We start from the raw sequence: 15,453 nt of genomic DNA, 5'->3' as shown, positions 1-15,453 counted from the left end.
TGGAGTAACTTGAATGCACAGAAAATACTAAATGAAATTGAAGAACTGCATTATTGGGATGCTAGAGTATTGCAAATGGAGTCCAGTTTTTTTGGAGATGAACTTAGAATTGTATTTGAAGACACAGACTTTAATGTAATCTTACTTTTTACTGGATGTTCGAAATTCTCATTTGTAACAAGTGTTAATGATAGATTGAAACCATTAAAAGAGTTAACGAAAACTCAAATTCCCTATTTTATTCAGGATGTTGAGATTACAGATGTACAGATTGATGGAGAAGATATATTAAAATGTAATATCTTTATACCGCCTTTAAATGTAGAAGTTGTTTGTAATACTATACTAATTGAAAAAGAATAATAAAAGAACCTTGATTTGGCTAATGAGCCTATCAAGGTTTCTTTTTTGTTGGTATTTATCATTGGAGTTGCGAAACAAACAATGAGAGGAAGTTTTATAATGACACACATCGAGAATACCATACAAAACCGTAAAAACAAGTACCTATCCCCTATTGAGCGTGAAGAAATAGTTGCGCTCCATAAGGCTGGTCACTAGACCCGTAATGAACTCCGTAGAAGAGTGAGTCCATTACGGGTCTTTATTTATTCATCTTCTGAATTTCATCAGCCACTGTAAAGGCCAGATCATCATTTCCGAAGAGCTGAAGAACATCCAGCATAGTTTCGTTATCAATATGGAGCTCTTCGAAACCATCATCTTCTTCGATTACTTTTGCTAACGCAGCGTTTTTCACCTGATCAGGATAGGCCTTGCGGTATAGCGTCTGCGGATCCAGATCATGATTTGCGCACCACTGGACAAACAGACGAATCATCAAGTTCTCATCGTCTTTGTATTTCTGTATGATCTGCTCGTTTAGGTCTTTGAATTCCATTGCGTGTACCTCCGTGATTTGCTTTGATTCTATTATATAGGAAGGCGCACATTAATGGCTAGGACAGGGGATTGTTGAATCAAGCGAAGTATTGTGGGAATTACAAAATACTGGTAGGATGTGGTTAATAGCCCGGTGCCTGTGTGAGAAACAAACATGAATGTTTCAATAAACATGAAAGTTTAAACAAACACGAAAGTTTGCCGCACAGGCACCTTTGAAAGGCATCTTTGAAAACTAAACCAAAAGGAAGGTGACCCAAATGCCAACAAACAAAACCATCCCCCTAACTCCCATCGCCAATTTGCAAGAAGACCTGAAAGGTTTTATCCCACTATCCATCTCCATTGGTCCCAAGCAAGACTTGTTCGTTCTCCTTTCAGAACAACAGCCGCCACTGATTGAAGGCAGATTTCCGCCGACCGTAACAGAGGAGCATTATTCCTACAAAGTGCTCCGACTGAAAGACGGTGAGAAGAAGGTATTAAATCTGCAGAATGAGCAGTGGAACTATCACTATGTACAGCCAATCGACGATGATTATGTGCTGCTTGTCTGTGCCAACTCCAGATATCATAATGCAGAAAACATCGATCAGAATGCTCGCGTCTATGACTGGAATGGACAGTTTATCCGTTCCTTCTGTTTAGGCGACGGCATTGACCATATATATACGACGGAAGAACATCATATATGGACAGGTTATTTTGATGAGGGCGTATATGGTAATAGGGGCTGGGAGAATCCAATCGGCAGTTCAGGGATGGTCGGTTGGGACCGGGAAGGACATATTCTAGATAATGGGGATGATAGGAAGCTGATAGGAGAGTGTCTTGCGCTGAATGTGGCGCCCGATAATGAGGTCTGGTATTTCGTTGGCGAGCGTGCGCAGATCGGTTTATTAGACGGGGGAAGGGAGTGTCAATTCGCTACTGACGCGCTTGGATTCCAGACGTTTGCGGTACAAGGCGATAAGATGATGGTTCATCGACACTATTTTGATAACCATCATTGCTTTGAGCTGGAACGCAATGAAAATGAGTTTTCCATCGTTCATGAAGTGAATTTTATTAAGCCTGACGGAAATGTCCTGCTGCCTCAGCTGACTTCTAACCGGGCGGATATGCTGCTGTTTTTGGATGACAGTGAGCTGTATTTCTATAAGATACCATAATCAGCCGGGATCCTGCGTATACTGGAACGCTCAGACCTAAGACTGACGTGCAGTTCATTCATTTGGTTGATTCAACTTTCTGGTGAGTCGCTTATGATAGATAAAAGGGGTGCTGGTATGCGGAAACTAGTGATTTTAATTGTGGCGGCTGGACTTATAGGGATAGTTGGCTTTTGGGGGTATGGCTTGTTGAAATCGGATAAGGTGTCGGGTGATTTGTCCATTGAGAAGGATCATGCGAAGTCGCTGGATGTCGATATTCAATTTGGCGCCGGCAATCTTTTAATTGAGGGCGGAGCAGAAGAATGGGTCGACGGTTTCATCGATACAAACGTGAAAAAATGGTATCCGAACGTTACGTACAAGAATAAAAGAAAAACCGGTTATGTAGAAATTCATCAGAAGACAAAAGGCTTTTCTGTTCTGCGCAAAAACCGAAACGACTGGAATCTTCAACTGACAAATGAAATACCCGTGAATCTGAACGTTGAAATGGGTGTTTCTGATGCCGAGTTGAATTTGATTGGAATACGCCTCAGTCACTTATCCGTCGATGCAGGAGTCGGTGACACGACGATTAATCTGCAGGACGACTGGCAAGACAGTTTTGATGCGGAAATTGACCTTGGTGTGGGTGATGCAAAGATTCTTCTGCCGAAGGATACTGGAGTCAAAATATCCGCTTCAAAGGGAATTGGTAGCATAAAAACGGATGGTTTCATTTCTAAAGGTAAAGGCGTCTATGTAAATGAAGCCTATGATCAGTCGGATATCCGCATTAATTTAAAAATAGATGTCGGTGTCGGCGATGTAAAGCTTTTGCTTGCTAAATGAGGGGATTCACTGAATCTGTTCTTGTTTTCTTGTGATTTTTTGCGCAAAAATAGTACACTATTTGAGGGAAATACTAATTACGCTGTCAAGCACATGCTTTGATGACTAGCCCTAAATATTCTGCAGTTTTAAAAAGATGGCAGGTGCCAACGCAATTTAAAATTGTGTCGGCACCTGCCATCTTTTATTATGTTCAATTAAATTGTATAATTCAGAGAAGAAACCAAATTTTAAATAGTCATGGAGATTGGAAGGGGTTCCGCTTATGGAGCAGACAGTTGAAATAGAAATGCTGCCAGATGATGCAGGCGCTAATATAGCAAATGTAGAACATATTACGAAAATCGTGAACCGTGTATATGCGGCATCTGAGAAAGGGTTATGGAAGGATGGTGCCGCACGTATTACAACGGAAGAAGTGGCGGAGTACATAGGCAATGGAGAGGTCGCGGCGGCTTGGTTAAAGGGACAGATTGTCGGATGCATCCGAGTTTGTCAAATGACTGAGGATACAGCGGAATTTGGTATGCTAGCTGTGGATGATGCATGCCAGGGAGCTGGAATCGGACGAAAACTAATCCAGTTTGTTGAAGATAAATTCAGAGAAAAATCTTTTCTTTATATGCAGCTCGAATTGTTGGTGCCCCAGCAAGGTTTGCACGAAGAGAAAGAAGGGCTGCGTGAATGGTATACGCGGATCGGCTATCAAAAGGCACATATGGAAACGGTGGAGTCCTCATTTCCGAACTTCGCAGCAATGTTGGCTGTTCCTTGTGAGATTCATGTCTATCAAAAGAAACTGTGTTAAGAAAGATACCTGGTCCCCGAACAGTTTGACACTGTGTGAGGACTGGGTACTGCTACGTTCTCTCCACAATAGCCACAACTTCCACACCCGCCAACGCCTGCTCAGCAAGTCTGTCCGCTTCGCTGTTCGTTTTTCGCGAAACGTGCTCATACTCAGGTTGAAATCCCAGTTCACTCATCTTCGCTTCAATTTTATTTGCCCAGTTGTAAAGGTCTTCTTCAATTACCGGCCATTCCTCATTTAAATGATTGATGACGACTTTTGAATCACCCAGCACTTTAATAGGTAAGTGGTGGGCTCCAAGAATCTCGAGTTCTTGCAGACAAAGATGAAGTGCTGCATATTCTGCTTCGTTATTAGAGACGAGATCTGTTACGGCTAAATTTTTTCTTAGTCTGTACGATTTTCCGTTTTGGTCATAATAGATGACACAGCCGAGGCCAGCCATTTTCGTATCCCAATCAAAACCTCCATCAAAATATATCGTGATATTATGCGGTTCTGTTTCGATGCCTTTTACATAGCTTTTCAATTCCTTCAGCGACCAGAAACTATCGTACGGATCGGAAAACTGTATTTGTTTTAATCTGCCTGTTTTATCAAGATCCTCTGCAATGAGCAACGCTTGTGCTGCAGGCATTTCATCCGACCTGAAGACTGTTTTAGTGCCTTTCTTCGATCGGTAACTCCATTCAATGATCAGTTTCATTGGAATCCCCCCTATACATTCAGTTTATCCAACCTTACCTGAAAAAACCCTTTTTGTACTCTGAACTCTTATAAAGTTCAGGAAGAGCTGTGTAATAGGAGACAAGCATAATTGTTGAAGGTCAAAGTACGTCAGAGTATAATATAGGTATAGGTCAAAGTTAGTCAACGTCAGTAAGTGCGTCTTGGCTGCTAAAATGAATTCACAAGGAGGAGCCAACTATGAAATGTCAACATTGCGAAAAAAACGAAGCAACGATGAGTTTTAGACTTCAAATCAATCAACAGGCTATGCAAGTGAATATCTGCCAAATATGCTATCACGAGATGAGAGGTCAATTGGCTGCCGGCCATACGCCTTCATTCAGTCATGATGTTAATCATTTTCTCCAGGAGAATGGCGGTCAGAAAGGCCATGTTCAAGTTAGAGAAGCAGAAGGACATGCTCCTGGCTTACTGGATCAGCTCGGTAAAAACTTATCGAATGACGCAAAAGATGGATTGATTGACCCGGTTATTGGAAGAGAAACAGAAATCAAACGTGTAATTGAAACGTTAAATAGAAGAAATAAAAATAATCCTGTATTGATCGGGGAACCGGGTGTCGGAAAGACTGCTATTGCAGAAGGCCTTGCGGTGAAGATTCATGAGGGCGACGTGCCGGCGAAGCTTCGTAATAAGCAAGTGTATGTGCTCGATGTGGCATCACTCGTTACCAACACAGGTATCCGTGGTCAATTCGAAGAGCGGATGAAGCAGCTGATTGAAGAACTAGAATCACGGGACGAGGTCTTGCTGTTTGTCGATGAAATTCACTTGCTTGTAGGAGCAGGGTCAGCGGAAGGTTCGCAGATGGATGCAGGAAATATTCTAAAACCAGCTTTGGCACGCGGAAGCCTACAGTTGATTGGGGCGACAACGTTAAAAGAGTACCGTCAGATTGAAAAAGATGCGGCACTTGAACGCCGGTTCCAGCCGGTTATCGTCAAGGAACCGTCTGCTGAAGACACGATTAAAATCTTAAACGGCATTAAAGACCGTTATGAAAGTTTCCATGAAGTGTCCTATCCGGATGAAGTGGTGCAGGCTTGTGTAAGTTTATCAGAGCGTTATATACAAGATCGTTTCCTACCCGATAAAGCCATCGACTTGCTGGACGAAGCAGGTGCGCGCTTGAATCTTACGCATGCTTCTTCTGATTCCATGAATACTCGTTTACAGGAAGTCATTCAGCAGAAAGAGCAGGCGGCAGAGCAGGAGAACTATGAGAAAGCAGCAACTTTACGTCAAGAGGAAATGCAGCTGAGAGAGAAACTAAATGGTGAAGTATCACAGCCGGTTGTTACTGTCGCAGAGATTGCGCAGATTATAGAAGAGAAAACAGGAATTCCTGTTACAAAGCTGCAGGCTGCAGAACAGGCCAAAATGAAGGGGCTTGCAGAAAGCCTTAGCAAAAAAGTGGTTGGACAAGCTGAAGCGGTCGATAAAATTGCTAAAGCAATCCGCCGCAGCCGTGCCGGTTTAAAATCGAAAGACCGTCCGATCGGCTCGTTCCTGTTCGTAGGTCCAACAGGCGTCGGTAAAACGGAAATCACAAAAGTGCTGGCGGAAGAGTTGTTCGGTTCACGCGACTCGTTAATTCGTCTGGATATGAGCGAGTATATGGAGAAACATGCGATTTCCAAGATTATTGGATCGCCTCCAGGATACGTTGGTCACGAGGAAGCGGGTCAATTAACAGAGCAGATCCGTCGCAACCCGTACTCTATTTTACTGCTGGATGAAATTGAAAAAGCGCATCCTGATGTGCAGAATATGTTCTTGCAGATCATGGAAGACGGCAGACTGACGGATTCTCACGGCCGCACTGTCAGCTTTAAAGATACGGTCATTATTATGACAAGCAACGCGGGTACCGGTGTGAAGAAAAAGACTGTCGGTTTTAATAAAGCAGAGCATGAATCTGTAACGATGTTAGAAACGCTGGGCGATTATTTCAAGCCGGAATTCCTGAATCGCTTTGATTCGATTGTGGCGTTCAATGAATTGGCGGAGGAAGATCTTCTAGTAATCGTGGACTTGATGCTTGGAGATCTTCAGGAAGCGATTGAAGAAAACCAGATTGACATCAACATTACCGCGGAAGCAAAACGGGCGCTAGTGTCATTGGGCTATGACAGCCGTTTCGGTGCGCGTCCGCTTCGCAGGGTCATTCAGGATAAAATCGAAGATCCGTTGACAGATTTGCTGTTAGAAGGAGAACCTGTTGAAAAGGTCAGCGTAGATGTTATGGATGAAGAGATTGTCGTTCAGAGAGCATAATAAAATAGAAGTAAAGTGGGCTGTTCATACGTCATATTCATCTGACTTATGGACAGTCTTTTTTGTGCGGACTGATATTCCAAAGAGAAGTGTTGAAGTTTATTCGGGCGGTGAATTATGGGGTTGGTATGTTCCGTTAGAAAAAACTGTCCTAAGCATAATTGCGCTTAGAACAGCTCCTGATTAGCATTCAAATTGACTGCACTTACAATAGCAATCTCAAATGTTTTTCGAAATTAACTCCTTCCACAGCAGGTGTGTTTGCCATGTATGTATCGTCAATGGCTGCAGATAAAAAGTTTTCCGCCAGCGGAATTGCCTGTGCAATGGTTTCGCCGCGCATCAGGCTGCCCATAATGACGGATGCAAACAAATCACCAGTTCCAGAGTAGCTTTTGCCGTTAAACGGAGCAGAACTGTAAACAGATTGTTCTTCGTCAATGTACATATTGCCGATTGATTTCATATGTGAAGCATGTGATGGTGGATTGATTCCGGTAATGATGACCTGTGCGCCGGTTTCCTGAGAGAGCTGCATTCCGACTTCCTGAATCTCCTGTAAAAAGTCTTTTTCATCTGAAAAGCGTTGGAGTCTATTATACGATAATCCGGTTAGCAGACAGCACTCTGTCAAATTAGGTGTAATGATATCTGCCTGCTTAACAAGCCCCTTCATTCGCTCCAGTAACTCCTCGTCAAAGTTATTGTAGGCATTTCCTATATCACCCATGACCGGATCTACCAGCAATGTCGTATCTTGTTTATGAAATAACTCCAAAAAGCGTTGGATATGAGTAATCTGCTCTTTTCCTGTGATGAAACCTGTATGTATTCCATCGAAATGTTCGTGCAACTTATCCCATTCATTAATGAAAGATGGCATATTGGCTGTCAGATCTTCACAGAAATAACTTGGATATTCAGTTTGCGCAGATAGAATAGCTGTCGGTAATGGACAGGCTTGTGTGCCCATTACGGATAATACGGGGATAGCGGCGGTCAATGAACACTTTCCAAACGATGCCAGGTCTTGTATAACAGCAACTTTCTTCATAAATATCCTCCACTTTATAAAAATTTCTTTCTATCATAACATAGAACATCGCGCCAATAAGTTCTTCACTTGACACTCCAACATGTTTTGCCTTTCATAAAAGATATTGGTATAGTAAATAATGTTTCATAGACTAACTACTACTTTAATTCTTAAGGAGCATCATGAGAAAAATATCGAATGTCTTTTACTTAACTATAGCATTGATCGTTATTACAGTCGGGTATGGAGTGTTTGCATCAGATAGCTTCGAGACACTTACAGTCAACGTCAAAAATTTCGTTGCTTCTTCGTTTGGCTGGTATTATATGCTATTGCTTTCTTTACTATTATTGCTGAGCATCTTCCTCATCTTTAGTCCGTATGGCAAGATTCGACTTGGCAAGGATACAGATCGTCCTGAGTTTTCTACAATAACTTGGATTGCCATGTTGTTTTCAGCGGGAATGGGTATTGGTCTAGTCTTCTATGGTGCAGCTGAACCACTGTCTCACTACGCTATCAGCCCCGCAACAGAAGAGGCGAACACCGATGCCGCTTTTAAAGAAGCGATGCGCCAGTCTTTCTTCCACTGGGGAATTCATATTTGGGCCATGTATGGCATTGTCGCGCTGTCTCTCGCGTATTTTCAATTCCGTAAAGGTGCGCCGGGCTTAATCTCCGCAACATTGAAACCGATTTTCGGTAAGAAGATGGATGGACCATGGGGAACGCTTGTTGATGTTCTTGCTGTATTTGCCACTGCATTTGGAGTAGCGACTACTCTCGGTTTCGGTGCGGTTCAAATTAACGCAGGACTGAATTATTTGTTTGGGATCAAAATCGGGACATTCTCCCAATTTGTTATTATTGCGATTGTCACGGTTCTTTTCATCATGTCTGCTTCGACAGGCCTCAGTAAGGGAATCAAGTATTTATCCAATACAAATCTCGTACTGGCAGTGCTACTTCTCGTATTCATTGTGATTTTAGGGCCGACACTTCTAATCTTAAACATGTTCACCGATTCTCTTGGGGGCTACGTGGCGAATCTTGTCAAAATGAGCTTTAGTACGGCCCCTCTTGATGAAGGAAATCGGGAATGGCTGTTTGACTGGACGATCTTCTACTGGGCATGGTGGATTTCATGGGCCCCGTTCGTCAGTATGTTCATAGCGCGTGTCTCAAAAGGACGGACGATCCGCGAATTTATGGTTGGCGTGCTCCTTGCACCTACTTTGCTTTGCGCATTTTGGTTTTCTGCGTTCGGTACAACGGCGATCAATATGCAGAAGAGCGGAATTGCGGATATCGCGAGTGCGCCAACAGAACTTGTCATCTTTGAAATGTTCCATGAGATGCCTTGGGCGTCCGTCATATCAGTTGTTGCGATACTGTTGATCGCTTCGTTTTTCGTGACAAGCGCAGACTCCGCAACATTTGTACTCGGTATGCAGTCGACGTACGGATCGATGACACCTTTAACAAGTGTTAAAGTGATCTGGGGCGTCATCCAATCGTCCATCGCGCTAATTTTGCTGTCGGTCGGTGGGCTTGCTGCTTTACAGAATACCATCATTATCGCAGCCTTACCATTTTCATTCGTCATGCTGCTGATGGTCATCTCTCTAATGAAAGCATTGAATATAGAACGAAGCAGGCAGAGATAGTTTCCTTATTCGACAAATAACCCGCCGGAGAATTCTCGATATAGTGGAATTCTCCGGCCTTCTTTTTGTATAATGGAGAAGCTGGCATCTGCACGTTAAGTTTTCATTCGCAGGTGCAAGTTATGATGAGAGGATTGAAAGTTACCTATGAGTACAAATTTTTGGCGCGATTTACCGCGTCCGTTTTTTATATTGGCACCGATGGAAGATGTCACAGATGTCGTGTTCCGTCATGTCGTGGCTGAAGCAGCAAGACCTGATGTATTTTTCACAGAGTTTACGAATACGGAGAGTTTTTGTCATCCTGAAGGGATCTTCAGTCTGCGTGGGCGTTTGGCGTTCACGGAAGACGAACAGCCGATTGTCGCACATATCTGGGGAGACAAGCCGGAACATTTCCGGGAAATGAGTATCGGAATGGCGGAAATGGGCTTTAAAGGTTTAGATATCAACATGGGCTGTCCCGTGCCAAACGTGGCGACGAAGGGCAGAGGGAGCGGTTTGATTCGTCATCCTGAAACTGCCGCAGCCATTATTCAGGCTGCTAAAGCAGGAGGATTGCCGGTCAGTGTGAAGACGCGTCTTGGTTATACGGAAGTAGATGAGTGGCGGGGTTGGCTGACGCATGTATTGAAGCAGGATATTGCCAATCTGTCGATTCATCTGCGCACGCGTAAAGAAATGAGCCACGCGCCTGCACACTGGGAATTGATTCCGGAAATCATGAAGCTTCGCGATGAAATAGCACCTGATACGCTAGTGACGATCAACGGTGATATTCCTGATTATCAGACGGGCATGGAGCTTGTCGAAAAATACGGAGTCGACGGTGTAATGATTGCACGCGGCGTATTCAACAACCCGTTTGCTTTTGAAAAAGAGAAAAGAGAGCATAGCAGTGAAGAATTGCTAGATCTCTTACGCCTGCATCTTGATCTTCATGATAAATATTCAACAGAATTGGAACCGCGTCTGTTTAAACCGCTTCGCCGCTTTTTCAAGATCTATGTAAAAGGGTTCCGTGGAGCTGCTGAGTTGAGAAATCAGTTGATGGATACAAATTCGACTGATGAAGTTCGTGAATTGCTCAAAGGATTGGATTTACAATAAATAACATAAGGTCATGAGAACAATGCAAAATTGTCTCATGACCTTATTTTCTATTCTGTTTCCACCAATAAAATGTCATCAATGATCGGTACATCACGCTTCAGTTCCGCCAGCATCTCTTCAGCTACCTGATTATCGATTTCACAGATTGTGATAGCGGGGCCGCCGATTGCGAACCGTTCATTCGCCATGCGGGCAATATTGAATCCTTTTTTTGAGAGAATTCCTAACAGATCCGCGATGACGCCCTTTTTATCCGTGTGGAAGATGACGAGTGCAGGCCGTTCACCAGAGAACTTCAACGGGTAGTCATTTAGTTCCTGCACTTCAATTTTACCGCCGCCCAATGAACTGGCGAGCAGTTTTACTTTGCGGGTTTGTCCTGTCAATTCAACAAGCACTGTGTTCGGATGATAGCTGCCGAGTACCCGGTTTGTGAATTCATAATGCAGACCTGTTTTTTTCGCATACTCTTTTGCATTTGGAATTCTTTCATCTGTCGTCGTAAGACCCAACACGCCGGCAAGCAGTGCTAAGTCAGTGCCGTGACCCTGATACGTTTTTGCAAAAGAACCCATTAAGGAGAATTTTGCGTGCAGCGGCTGTTCATGTAACAGTTGATGGGCAACGTTTCCAATACGTACGGCTCCTGCTGTGTGAGAACTGGACGGCCCAATCATAACAGGCCCGATAATTTCATAGGCGCTATGATATTTTGCGGGTCCGCCGCTATTTTCCGCTTTACTTTTCATTTCTGAGCTAAACACTTCATCCTTCAATCTTTTACCCGTCGGAGTACCGGCTAGCCCGCCAATTCCGGTTTCACGCAGTGATTCAGGCATTTGCTGTCCGACTTCATGCATGACATGGATCACTTCGTCAGGCGGAATGATACTGACAACCCCCGCCATTGCCATATCTGCAGCTGCCTGCGCGGTAATCGCATGCAGTCCGTTACGGATGATGCAGGGGATTTCTACGAGCCCCGCTACTGGATCGCAGACCAGTCCGAGTGAATTTTTCAGCGCGATGCCGATGGCGTTGCCGACCTGCTGCGGAGTTCCGCCGGCCAGTTCTACCAATGTTCCGGCTGCCATGGCGGTAGCTGAACCTACTTCTGCCTGACATCCGCCCGCGGCACCTGATATGGATGCTCTGTTCGCAATGACTAAACCTAATGCGGAAGCGGTGAACATCGTTAAGACAATTTGCTCTCGCGTGAACTTGCCGCTATCGAGCGCGTGAACCAGAACTGCCGGCAGGATACCTGCAGATCCCGCAGTGGGCGTTGCGACGATTCTTCCCATATTTGCGTTTACTTCTGATACTGCGAATGCGTTAGCTGCTGTGTGCAGCGTTGATGGATGTACAAAAGAATGTCCTTTGTTTGCATAGTCATGGAGCCGATATCCGTCGCCACCCGTCAAGCCGGTTCGCGACATGACGGAGCTTGTTGTACCTTTTCGAACCGCTTCTTCCATGACTGTAAACTGTTCTGCCATTTTTTTGATGATCGTTTCTCTCGACAGTCCCTTTTGCTTTAATTCAGATTGGATCATGACTTCATAAATAAAGGTCTGCTCCTGTTCAGCAAGCTTTATTAGTTGGTCTAAACTTGTGAATGCCATACGTTTTGCTCCTTAAAGAAAACGATTCCCAATTTTGCAAGAATCGATCTCGAAGTATTTGATGTGTTTTCTGGGGAGATGTATGAATGTAATTGCAATTATCTACTATTATTTGGTGTTTGTTTCTGAATGTCAATTATTCTAGATGTATCAATATATTGCTGTACTTCCTTGGTCTACTCTTAAATAGTGGAATATACCGGCCGATCTTCTGTATAATTGCGTAACTGCCATGCTTAGTATGTCTGGAGTTCGATGCCTATTCGAATAATTCAAATGAAAGAGGTTTTTAATTGGAACAGAAACAATACGAGTATTTAGTGGATGACCCGAATGTGAAAGTGATGCCCATCATGTTATCGCTAATTATCGGAGCATTTTTTGCTATTTTAAATGAAACATTATTGAATATTGCGCTCGTTACACTAATGGATCAGTTTTCGATTTCATTGGCAACTGTGCAGTGGATGGCAACCGGCTTCTTGTTGGTTATGGCGATTGTCATTCCCATTTCCGCGTTGCTCCTGCAGTGGTTCACGACGCGACAATTATTTCTTAGCACAATGGCCGTATTTACAGTAGGGACCATCATTTGTGCGAGTGCACCAACTTTCCCAATTCTATTGACAGGACGGTTGATTCAAGCAGTCGGAACAGGACTCTTGATGCCGATCATATTTAATGTGTTTTTATTGATTTATCCGCCCCATCGACGAGGTAAAATCATGGGGATTATCGGTCTTGTCATAATGTTTGCACCTGCAATTGGACCAACACTTTCAGGTGTGATCGTCGAGTATCTCGGTTGGCGCTATTTGTTTATCATCGTGATTCCATTTGCGTTATTTTCCATTGTCTTTGGATATCGATTTTTGATTAATGTGTCTGAAGTGACAAAGCCGAAGATAGATTTCGTTTCATTGATTCTTTCTACTATCGGGTTTGGTTCCATTGTCTATGGATTTAGTTCTGTGGGGGAAAGTGCGAATGGGTTTCAAACGCCGAGTGTCTGGCTATTCATCAGCATTGGAGCAGTCGGTATCGCCCTGTTTGCTTGGAGACAAATGAAACTGGAAGAGCCGATTATGGATCTGCGTGTGTTCCGTTACCCTATGTTTACACATGCAGTTTTCATGTTTTTGATCATCATTATGGCCATGTTCGCATCCGAAATCATATTGCCGATTTATATGCAGGGGCCCCTTGCATTGACTGCAGCTACGGCGGGGTTGGTGTTGCTTCCCGGCAGTATCCTTAATGGAATTATGTCGCCTTTCATGGGCTCTTTATTCGACAAATTTGGACCTCGTGTGCTGATGATTCCAGCGACACTTATTTTAAGCGGTACTATGTTCATGATGAGTCAATTAACGATGAATACACCGGTATGGGTTGTTGTCATTGGCTATATCTTAATCATGCTGTCGGTTTCTGCTATTATGATGCCTGCTGAAACGAATGGGCTGAACCAGCTCCCGAAACGGCTCTATCCACACGGTACGGCGGTCATGTCTACGCTGCAGCCGGTGGCGGGTGCGATTGGGGTATCTGTTTTCATCAGTATTATGAATGCACGGCAGCTACATGTTCTGCAGAAATCTGCAACGCCTAATGATCCTGGCGCAATAAGTCTGGCCTTAGTGTCGGGTGTGGAACTTGTGTACTTTATTGCGTTTGCGATGTCGATTGTAGCAGTCATTCTTTCGTTTATTGTGTATCGTGCAGTACCGATGGAAGATAATGAAAATACGGGATCGAAACGGCAAAGCTAAAGTAAATTAAAACCTAGATACCAGGTCCTCGATCAGTATGAAACTGTCTGAAAGGACCCGGTCATAAGCACACTGAAAACCCCTTCCTCTAAATGTTAGAAGAAGGGGATTTTTTATACGTAAGACTACATGCTATTATAGAGTTTTTGTGCTCGTTGTTACTTCGTTCTTACCTGTCTCTCCAAGCACTCCTTCTGACTGAGCCACACAAACTGCACATGCTGCATCACCTGTAATATTGACTGCTGTGCGCACCATATCAAGCAGGCGGTCAACACCTAAAACCAGTGCGATTCCTTCCACCGGCAGACCGACCGCTGTCAGTACCATGGCCAGCATAATGAGTCCTGCGCCCGGCACGGCAGCGGTTCCGATACTCGCAAGTACTGCAGTCAGTACGACGGTCAGCAACTGTCCCATCGACAAGTCGATGTGATAGGCCTGCGCAATGAAAACGACTGCTGCTCCTTGCATGATCGCTGTACCGTCCATATTGACCGTAGCACCGAGCGACTGGGTAAATGAGCTGATGGACTCAGGCACTTTTAGCTTTTCCTGAGCTGTTTTTAATGAGATCGGCAATGTTGCAGCGGAACTCGAGGTACTGAATGCAACAACTTGTGCAGGAAAGAAATTTTTGAAGAACCAGATCGGACTGCGCTTTCCGAGAAGTGCGATGGCACCGCCGTAGACCAAAATCGAGTGAATGAGAAGGCCACCGAGGACGACGCTCATATACATGCCCATTGCTCTGAGCGCGTCGAAGCCTTGACTGCCGATAGCCGATGCAATCAACCCGAAAGCCCCGTATGGCGCAAATTTCATTACGAAGGTAATCAGGTACATGATCAGTTCATTGACTTGCTCGAATAACACTTTCACTCGCTCGACTTTCTTGCCGAGCATCGCGATACCGAAACCTACCAGGGCTGCGAAGAAAATAATCTGAAGCATATTGCCTTCAGCCATCGCTGTGATTGGGTTTGTTGGAATAATGCCTAATAACGTATCTGCAATTGGCGGAGCTTCATTTGCTTCGTAAACAGCAGTAGAAGTCTCGAAGTTTCCGTTTGCTCCTGGCTTAAACAGCAGCCCGAGCGAAAGAGCGATGACCAGCGCAATGGCTGTCGTGACAAGGAAGAAACCAATTGTTTTTCCTCCGATTCGACCCAGTTTTTTAGGATCGCCAATTCCAATTGTTCCGAGTGCAATAGAAACAAAGACAACAGGTACGACCAGCATCTTCATAAGATGTAAGAAGATTGTACCCAACGGCTTAAATAAGAATGCATCTGCTTTTAAAAATAGACCGGGAGCTAAGAGATTCAGGAAAAGACCGACGAAAATCCCTGCAATGAGAGCAATGATAATATTTCTTGCCAATTTCATAAAATCCCTCCTTGTTTAATTGTATTCAACAGGTTAAGAAAAGATGAAAGCGCTTTCTAAAAATACTTTTACATACAATCATTATCAGCTGGACATGATTTCAA

At 44.0% G+C, this 15,453-nt stretch carries 13 protein-coding genes; 8 read left to right on the top strand and 5 right to left on the bottom strand.

Annotated elements, in window-relative coordinates:
• Window positions 1–363: PIM7 family immunity protein (locus Q1J64_RS14455; RefSeq protein ID WP_301109799.1), on the top strand; the 363-nt coding region annotated here is incomplete at its 5' end.
• A 241-nt stretch (window positions 364–604) separates the two neighbouring features.
• Here the strand turns inward: Q1J64_RS14455 and yxiS are convergent.
• Window positions 605–901: a protein YxiS gene (gene yxiS / locus Q1J64_RS14450; protein WP_301109798.1), complete on the bottom strand. Its 297-nt coding sequence runs from the start codon at window positions 899–901 to the stop codon at window positions 605–607.
• 262 nt (window positions 902–1,163) lie between these two features.
• Between yxiS and Q1J64_RS14445 the strand changes: the two genes are divergently transcribed.
• The 3 genes from Q1J64_RS14445 to Q1J64_RS14435 all read left to right on the top strand — a co-directional run bounded on the left by Q1J64_RS14445 (window position 1,164) and on the right by Q1J64_RS14435 (window position 3,717).
• Entirely contained in the window at window positions 1,164–2,075 is a 912-nt protein-coding gene (locus Q1J64_RS14445; RefSeq protein WP_301109797.1) for a hypothetical protein, read from the top strand.
• 117 nt (window positions 2,076–2,192) lie between these two features.
• Entirely contained in the window at window positions 2,193–2,909 is a 717-nt protein-coding gene (locus tag Q1J64_RS14440; protein WP_301109796.1) for a toast rack family protein, read from the top strand.
• 265 nt (window positions 2,910–3,174) lie between these two features.
• Entirely contained in the window at window positions 3,175–3,717 is a 543-nt protein-coding gene (locus Q1J64_RS14435) for a GNAT family N-acetyltransferase (protein WP_301109795.1), read from the top strand.
• Between the two features lie 52 nt (window positions 3,718–3,769).
• On the opposite strand, the gene Q1J64_RS14430 is transcribed toward Q1J64_RS14435, so the two are convergent.
• Complete coding sequence (locus tag Q1J64_RS14430) at window positions 3,770–4,426, bottom strand: reverse transcriptase-like protein (RefSeq protein ID WP_301109794.1); 657 nt, start codon at window positions 4,424–4,426, stop codon at window positions 3,770–3,772.
• 221 nt (window positions 4,427–4,647) lie between these two features.
• Between Q1J64_RS14430 and Q1J64_RS14425 the strand changes: the two genes are divergently transcribed.
• Window positions 4,648–6,747 (top strand): ATP-dependent Clp protease ATP-binding subunit, encoded by a 2,100-nt coding sequence (locus tag Q1J64_RS14425; RefSeq protein ID WP_301109793.1) that lies wholly within the window; start codon window positions 4,648–4,650, stop codon window positions 6,745–6,747.
• A 205-nt stretch (window positions 6,748–6,952) separates the two neighbouring features.
• Here Q1J64_RS14425 and Q1J64_RS14420 read toward each other — a convergent pair whose 3' ends face one another.
• Window positions 6,953–7,801, bottom strand: a complete 849-nt coding sequence (locus Q1J64_RS14420) for a pyridoxamine kinase (RefSeq protein WP_301109792.1) — start codon at window positions 7,799–7,801, stop codon at window positions 6,953–6,955.
• A 164-nt stretch (window positions 7,802–7,965) separates the two neighbouring features.
• On the opposite strand from Q1J64_RS14420, the gene Q1J64_RS14415 reads away from it, so the two are divergent.
• Together Q1J64_RS14415 and Q1J64_RS14410 are read left to right on the top strand one after the other, a co-directional pair.
• Window positions 7,966–9,450 carry a glycine betaine uptake BCCT transporter gene (locus Q1J64_RS14415; RefSeq protein WP_301109791.1) on the top strand — a complete coding sequence of 495 codons (1,485 nt, stop codon included), beginning with the start codon at window positions 7,966–7,968 and terminating at the stop codon, window positions 9,448–9,450.
• A gap of 147 nt (window positions 9,451–9,597) precedes the next feature.
• A complete protein-coding gene (locus Q1J64_RS14410; RefSeq protein WP_301109790.1) occupies window positions 9,598–10,560 on the top strand; it encodes a tRNA dihydrouridine synthase in 963 nt (320 codons plus the stop codon).
• Window positions 10,561–10,610: 50 nt separating this feature from the next.
• Here Q1J64_RS14410 and sdaAA read toward each other — a convergent pair whose 3' ends face one another.
• A complete protein-coding gene (gene sdaAA, locus Q1J64_RS14405; protein WP_301109788.1) occupies window positions 10,611–12,188 on the bottom strand; it encodes an L-serine ammonia-lyase, iron-sulfur-dependent, subunit alpha in 1,578 nt (525 codons plus the stop codon).
• Window positions 12,189–12,532: 344 nt separating this feature from the next.
• Here sdaAA and Q1J64_RS14400 point away from each other — a divergent pair, with 344 nt between their 5' ends.
• Complete coding sequence (locus Q1J64_RS14400) at window positions 12,533–13,960, top strand: MDR family MFS transporter (protein ID WP_301109803.1); 1,428 nt, start codon at window positions 12,533–12,535, stop codon at window positions 13,958–13,960.
• 135 nt (window positions 13,961–14,095) lie between these two features.
• On the opposite strand, the gene Q1J64_RS14395 is transcribed toward Q1J64_RS14400, so the two are convergent.
• Complete coding sequence (locus Q1J64_RS14395) at window positions 14,096–15,349, bottom strand: dicarboxylate/amino acid:cation symporter (RefSeq protein WP_301109787.1); 1,254 nt, start codon at window positions 15,347–15,349, stop codon at window positions 14,096–14,098.
• Window positions 15,350–15,453: the final 104 nt, after the last annotated feature.

The organism is Sporosarcina sp. (assembly GCF_029257255.1).
Classification (GTDB): domain Bacteria; phylum Bacillota; class Bacilli; order Bacillales_A; family Planococcaceae; genus Sporosarcina.
Note: the sequence above shows the minus strand (reverse complement) of the source record. Positions and strands in the feature narration are given on the sequence as shown.